We start from the raw sequence: 6449 nt of genomic DNA on the forward strand, positions 1-6449 counted from the left end.
CTCCGCGCCCGGGCGGACCGGCGCCGCTGGCGGATGGACGGCAAGGTCGTCGTCGTCACCGGCGCCGGATCCGGCATCGGACGGGAACTGGCCCGCGAGGCCGCCCGGCGCGGCGCCCGGCTCGCCCTGAGCGACATCGACCCCGACGGCCTCGCCCGCACCGTCGAGCTGGCGCGCGGCGACGGCGCGACCGACGTGCACTCGCAGCGCCTCGACGTCACGGAACAGGCCGCGGTCGCCGAGTACGCCTCCCGCGTCGCCGAGCACTTCGGCGTGGTCCACCTCGTCGTCAACAACGCCGGCATCGCCTTCACCGGCGCCGTCGAACGGTCCGCGTACAAGGACATCGCCCGCGTCATGGACGTCGACTACTGGGGCGTCGTGCACGGCACCAAGGAGTTCCTCCCGCACCTCATCGCCTCCGGCGACGGTCACCTCGTCAACATCTCCAGCATCTTCGCGTTCCTGTCCGTGCCCACGCAGAACGCCTACAACGCCGCCAAGGCCGCGGTGCAGCAGTTCACCGAGTCGCTGCGGATGGAGATGCTCGCCGCCGGCCACCCCGTGGACGTCACGTGCGTCCACCCGGGCGGTATCAAGACGGCCGTCGCCCGGAGCGCCGGCGCCGCCGACGGGCTCGACAGCGCCGACTTCGCCGCCATCTTCGACACGAAGTTCGCGCGGACCGAGGCCTCCACCGCCGCCCGGGTCATCCTGGACGGAGTCGAGCGCCGACGCGCCCGCGTGCTGGTCGGCGTGGACGCGCACGTCCTCGACGCACTGGTGAGGCTGTTCCCGGCGGGGTACCAGAAGGCCACGGTCGCGGCCTCGCGCCGGTTCGGCGTGGTCTGACCGGCCCGCTCCCCGGCCTCCGGCGGGTCAGGGCCGGAAGCGGTCCGTCGCCTCGAGCAGGTGGTGGGTGGTGCCCGGCTCGGCCATAGCGTGCCCGGCGTCCGGCACGATGTGCAGCTCGGAACCCGGCCACGCCGCGTGCAGCTCCCACGCGTTGGACACCGGACACACCACGTCGTAGCGCCCGTGGACGATCACCGCGGGCAGGCGGGCGATGCGGTCCATCCGGTCGAGGATCGCCCGGCCGGTCAGGAACGCGTCGTGGACGAAGTAGTGGTTCTCGATCCGGGCGAAGGCCAGCGCGAACCGGTCCGGGTCGCCGTCCCCGCCGACGGGGCGGGGGAGCAGGGTCGAGGTGGACGTTTCCCACGTTGTCCAGGCCCGGGCCGCCTCGAGTTCCACCGTCGGGTCGCCGCAGTGCAGCAGACGGTGATAGGCCGCGACGTGGTCGTAGCCGGGCCGGGCCACCGCCTCGGCGCCGTCCGCGGCGATGAGCGGCGCGAGGTAGCCCTCCCAGACGTCGGGGAACAGGTGCGCGGCGCCGCCACGGTAGAACCAGTCGATCTCGCCCGGCCGGCACAGGAAGATGCCGCGCAACACCAGGCCGCGGACCCGGTCGGGATGCTCCTGCGCGTAGGCCAGCGCGAGCGTCGAGCCCCACGACCCGCCGAACACGAGCCAGCGGTCGACGCCCAGCGCCTCGCGCAGCCGCTCGAGGTCGGACACCAGGTGCCACGTGGTGTTGACGGACAGGTCCGCGCCGTCGGCCACGTGCGGCGTGCTGCGTCCGCACCCGCGCTGATCCAGCAGGATGATCCGGTAGACCTCCGGGTCGAACATCCGGCGGTGGGCGGGCGAGGTCCCGCCGCCGGGACCGCCGTGGACGAACAGCACCGGCGCCCCGTCGGGGTTGCCCGAGCACTCCCAGTACAGGCGTTGGCCGTCGCCCACGTCGAGCATGCCGGTCTCGTACGGGTCGATCGCCGGGTAGGGGGCGCGGCGCACGCCTGCCCGGTCGGCGCCCTCGGTGTGGGTCGCCACGATCAGAAGGAGTGCTCGGCCGCGGGGAAGGCCCGCGAACGGACCTCGGTGCCGTACTCGCGGGCGGCCTCCCGCAGCGTGTCCGCCAGCTCGGCGTAGCGCTTGACGAACTTCGCGGTGCGGCCCGTGCTGTGGCCGGCCATGTCCTGCCACACCAGCACCTGGGCGTCGCAGCCGTTGCCGGCGCCGATCCCGACGGTGGAGATCTCCAGCTCCGCCGTGACCTCACGCGCCAGGTCGGCGGGGACCATCTCCATCACCACGGAGAACGCGCCGGCCTCCTGCACGGCGCGGGCGTCCGCCCGGAGCTGTTCGGCGGCGTCGCCCCGGCCCTGCACGCGGAACCCGCCGAGCCCGTTGACGGACTGCGGGGTGAACCCGATGTGGGCCATGACGGGGATGCCCGCGTCGACGATCGCCCGGATCTGCGGCGCCATCCGCACGCCGCCCTCCAGCTTCACCGCCTGGGCGCCGCCCTCCTTCATCATGCGGGTCGCCGCGGCGACCGCCTGCGTGGGCGAGGCCTCGTAGCTGCCGAACACCAGGTCCGCCACCACGAGCGCCTTCGGCGCACCGCGGGTCACCGCCCGGACCAGGGGGATCATCTCGTCCTCCGTCACCGGCACCGTCGTGTCGTAGCCGTACACCACGTTGGCCGCCGAGTCGCCCACCAGCAGGACCGGGATCCCGGCCTCCTGGAACAGGCGGGCGGACACGAAGTCGTACGCGGTGAGCATGGGCCACGGCTCGCCGGCGGCCTTGAGTTCGGCGAGGTGGTGCAGGCGCGTGACCCGTGTCAGGCCCTCCGGCCGGTCGGCGCCCTGCGGCGTCTGCGGGGCGGTGGTGCCGCCGGATCCGTAGACCGGGGTGTCGGGGGTGTCGCTCATGGGGTGTGGCCTTCCTTCGATGCCTCGAGGCCGGTCGGTGCCGGTCCCCGGGTGGGACAGGGGGCGGGGACGTCTCCCGTGGCGGCCGCCGCGGGATGTCGCGGTCGAGTCTGCCACGAGCCCTCCCCGGGGGTCGGGGCGCGTCGGGCCGGGGGATGACACACGCCCGTAACACGACAGGCACTAGGTTGTAGGGCATGAACCGCCAGCAGGAGTACGTTCTCAGGACCCTCGAAGAACGAGACATCCGGTTCGTCCGGCTCTGGTTCACGGACGTTCTCGGCACGCTCAAGTCCGTGGCGGTGGCCCCGGCCGAGCTCGAGGGGGCGTTCGGCGAGGGGATCGGCTTCGACGGCTCCGCGATCGAGGGCTTCTCCCGCGTGTCCGAGGCGGACACCGTCGCCAAGCCCGACCCGTCGACCTTCCAGGTCCTGCCGTGGGCGCACGCCGACGGCGGCCAGCACTCGGCACGCATCTTCTGCGACATCTACAACCCGGACGGCAGCCCGAGCTGGGCGGACCCGCGCCACGTCCTGCGGCGCCAGCTCAACAAGGCCGCCGACCTGGGCTTCTCCTGCTACGTGCACCCGGAGATCGAGTTCTTCCTGTTCAAGGACCTGGACACCAACGGGGCCGAGCCGGTGCCCACGGACAACGGCGGGTACTTCGACCAGGCCGTCCACGACACCGCCCCGCACTTCCGCCGCCACGCGATCGAGGCGCTGGAGGCGATGGGCATCTCGGTGGAGTTCTCGCACCACGAGGGCGCGCCCGGGCAGCAGGAGATCGACCTGCGCTACGCGGACGCCCTGAGCATGGCGGACAACATCATGACGTTCCGCTACATCGTCAAGGAGGTGGCGATGAACAACGGGGTCTGGGCGTCGTTCATGCCCAAGCCCCTGCGCGATCACCCCGGGTCGGCCATGCACACGCACATGAGCCTGTTCGAGGGCGACTCCAACGCGTTCCACGACCCGGATGACGAGTACCAGCTGTCGGGTACCGCGAAGTCGTTCGTCGCCGGCATCCTCACGCACGCCCCCGAGTTCTCGGCGGTGACCAACCAGTGGGTCAACTCCTACAAGCGACTCATCGGGGGCGGCGAGGCCCCCACGGCGGCCACCTGGGGACGCGCCAACCGCTCGGCGCTGGTGCGCGTGCCCATGTACACGCCCAACAAGGCGTCCTCCCGCCGCATCGAGGTGCGCAGCCCGGACTCGGCGTGCAACCCGTACCTGGCGTTCGCCGTGATGTTCGCGGCCGGCATCAAGGGCGTGCAGGAGGGGTACGAGCTGCCGCCGGAGTCCGAGGACGACGTGTGGACCATGAGCCGTCGCGAGCGGCGCGCGATGGGTTACACCGATCTGCCGGGCAGCCTCGAGCAGGCGCTGGACGCGATGGAGGAGTCGGAACTGGTGGCCGAGGCTCTCGGCGAGCACGTCTTCGAGTTCTTCCTGCGCAACAAGCGCCGCGAGTGGCGCGAGTACCGGACCGACGTCACGCCGTACGAACTGCGCAACTACCTCAACCTGTGACGGGCGGCGGCATCGTGAGCAGGGATTCGTCCCGCCCGAGGCTGCCGAGCCCCGGGCGCCTCGGCCTGCTCGACGACCGTGCCGCCGACTGGCTCGACTACCTGGGGTGGACCGACGACGACGCGGTCCCGGTGCTGTGGTCGCTGTCCCGGGCCCCGGACCCCGACCTGGCGTTGGGGGCGCTGGTGCGGCTGCGCGAGGCGTTGCTCGCCGACGACAGCGCGCGTGCCGCCGGTACCGACGCCGCCGCGCTGGACTCGGCCCTCCGCTCGGACACCCGCCTGCGGGCGCGGCTGTTCGGTCTGCTGGGCTCGTCCAGCGCGCTGGGCGACCACGTGGTCGCCGAACCGACCAGGTGGGCCCTGCTGCGCGCGCAGCTTCCGACGCCGCAGGAGGTCGTCGCGGCCATGCTCGGCGCGGTCGAGGCCGTCCCGGAGGAACCGGTGGAGGGCGCGCCGACGCCGACCCAGCGGGCGGACCTGTGCGCGCCGGGCACCTACCGCGCAGGCATCACGGGCGGTGCCGCGGTCAAGGTGCTGCGCTCGGCCTACCGCGACCAGATCGCACTGCTCGCCGCCCACGACGTGGCGGCGGCCGTCGAGGGGGACGAGCCGCGACTGCCGTTCGCGGAGGTGGGTCGCCGGCTGTCCGACCTCGCGGACGCGGCGCTGACCGCCGCGCTCGCCGTGGCGGTGGCCACCGTTTACCCGGACTCGCCGATGCCGGCGAGGCTGGGTGTGGTGGCGATGGGCAAGGGCGGCGCACGCGAGCTCAACTACATCTCCGACGTCGACGTGATCTTCGTGGCCGAGCCGGCCGACGCCAAGACCGGGCGCGTGGCGGGGGAGATGATGCGCATCGGGTCGATGGCGTTCTTCGAGGTCGACGCGGCCCTGCGGCCCGAGGGCAAGTCGGGCGAGCTGGTGCGCACGGTCTCCTCACACGCGGCCTACTACAGGCGTTGGGCCAAGACGTGGGAGTTCCAGGCGCTGCTCAAGGCCCGCCCCATGACGGGCGACGTCGCGCTGGCCACCGAGTATCACGACCTCGTCCACCCGATGGTGTGGACCGCCGCCGAGCGTGACGACTTCGTCCACGACGTCCAGGCGATGCGCCGCCGGGTCGAGGAGAACGTGCCGGAGACACTGCGGGAGCGCGAGCTCAAGCTCGGCCGCGGGGGACTGCGCGACGTGGAGTTCGCGGTGCAGCTGCTGCAGATGGTGCACGGGCGCACGGACGAGGACCTGCGGGTGACGAGCACGGTCGACGCGCTGGCCGCACTGCGGGACGGCGGCTACATCGCGCGCGAGGACGGCGCGGAGCTGGTGGCGGCCTACGAGTTCCTCCGCCTACTGGAACACCGCCTCCAGCTGCAGCGGTACAAGCGCACCCACCTGCTCCCGGAGGACGACGACGAGGAGGCCTACCGCTGGCTGGCCCGCGCGGCGCACATCCGGCCGAACGGGCCGAGTGACGCCGCCCAGGTGCTGAGGCAGAGCCTGCGTCAGCTGCGCAGCCGGGTGCGTCGCCTGCACTCGAAGTTGTTCTACCGACCGCTGCTCGATTCGATCGCGGCGTACGACGCCGAGGCGCTGTCGCTCAGCCCGCAGGCGATGGAGCGCCAGCTGGCCGCGCTCGGGTTCGCCGCACCCCGCAACGCCCTGGGTCACCTGAGGGCGCTGGCGGGGCAGAGCAGCCGCCGGGGCCGCATCCAGGCGTTGCTGCTGCCGACGTTCATGGAGTGGCTGGCCGACACCCCGGACCCGGATGCGGGTCTGCTGGCGTACCGCAAGCTGTGCGAGGAGAACGAGGACGTCACCTGGTTCCTGCGCACGCTGCGGGACGACAGCATCGTGGCGCGCCGGCTCGTGCAGGTGCTGGGCACGTCGGCGTTCGTCGCCGGTCTGCTCATGCGCAACCCGGAGGTGATCCCGGATCTCACCGACGGTGCCGAGGGGCCGGTGCTGGTGGCGTCCCAGGTCTCGGACATCGCGTCGGCGCTCACGGCGTCGGCGGCGCGGCATCCCACGCCCGAGCGGGTCATCGCGGCGGCCCGGTCGTTGCGGCGGGCGGAGCTGGCGCGGATCGGCGCGGCGGACGTGCTGGGCATGATCTCCGTGCCGGACGTGGG

5 protein-coding genes are annotated in these 6449 nt (G+C 72.6%); 3 read left to right on the forward strand and 2 right to left on the reverse strand.

Annotation, left to right across the window (positions count from 1 at the left end):
* Positions 1-33: 33 nt before the first annotated feature.
* Complete coding sequence (locus RWK90_RS12735) at positions 34-852, forward strand: SDR family NAD(P)-dependent oxidoreductase (RefSeq protein ID WP_314038001.1); 819 nt, start codon at positions 34-36, stop codon at positions 850-852.
* Between the two features lie 27 nt (positions 853-879).
* Here RWK90_RS12735 and pip read toward each other — a convergent pair whose 3' ends face one another.
* Together pip and panB are read right to left on the reverse strand one after the other, a co-directional pair.
* Positions 880-1893 (reverse strand): prolyl aminopeptidase, encoded by a 1014-nt coding sequence (gene pip / locus RWK90_RS12740; RefSeq protein ID WP_396230333.1) that lies wholly within the window; start codon positions 1891-1893, stop codon positions 880-882.
* Between the two features lie 2 nt (positions 1894-1895).
* On the reverse strand, positions 1896-2780 hold the full coding sequence (panB, locus tag RWK90_RS12745; protein ID WP_314037987.1) for a 3-methyl-2-oxobutanoate hydroxymethyltransferase: 885 nt from the start codon (positions 2778-2780) through the stop codon (positions 1896-1898).
* Positions 2781-2977: 197 nt separating this feature from the next.
* Between panB and glnA the strand changes: the two genes are divergently transcribed.
* Together glnA and RWK90_RS12755 are read left to right on the forward strand one after the other, a co-directional pair.
* Complete coding sequence (gene glnA / locus RWK90_RS12750; RefSeq protein ID WP_070721793.1) at positions 2978-4318, forward strand: type I glutamate--ammonia ligase; 1341 nt, start codon at positions 2978-2980, stop codon at positions 4316-4318.
* Positions 4319-4329: 11 nt separating this feature from the next.
* The coding region (locus RWK90_RS12755) for a bifunctional [glutamine synthetase] adenylyltransferase/[glutamine synthetase]-adenylyl-L-tyrosine phosphorylase (protein ID WP_314038003.1) at positions 4330-6449 on the forward strand (2120 nt) is incomplete at its 3' end.

The organism is Dietzia sp. CH92, from assembly GCF_032248695.1.
GTDB lineage: Bacteria > Actinomycetota > Actinomycetes > Mycobacteriales > Mycobacteriaceae > Dietzia.

Bases quoted from the DNA above. Each gene is read 5' to 3' on its own strand.
- RWK90_RS12735 (WP_314038001.1), top strand. From the start codon at position 34: ATGGACGGCAAGGTCGTCGTCGTCACCGGCGCCGGATCCGGCATCGGA.
- panB (WP_314037987.1), bottom strand. From the start codon at position 2,780: ATGAGCGACACCCCCGACACCCCGGTCTACGGATCCGGCGGCACCACC.
- glnA (WP_070721793.1), top strand. From the start codon at position 2,978: ATGAACCGCCAGCAGGAGTACGTTCTCAGGACCCTCGAAGAACGAGAC.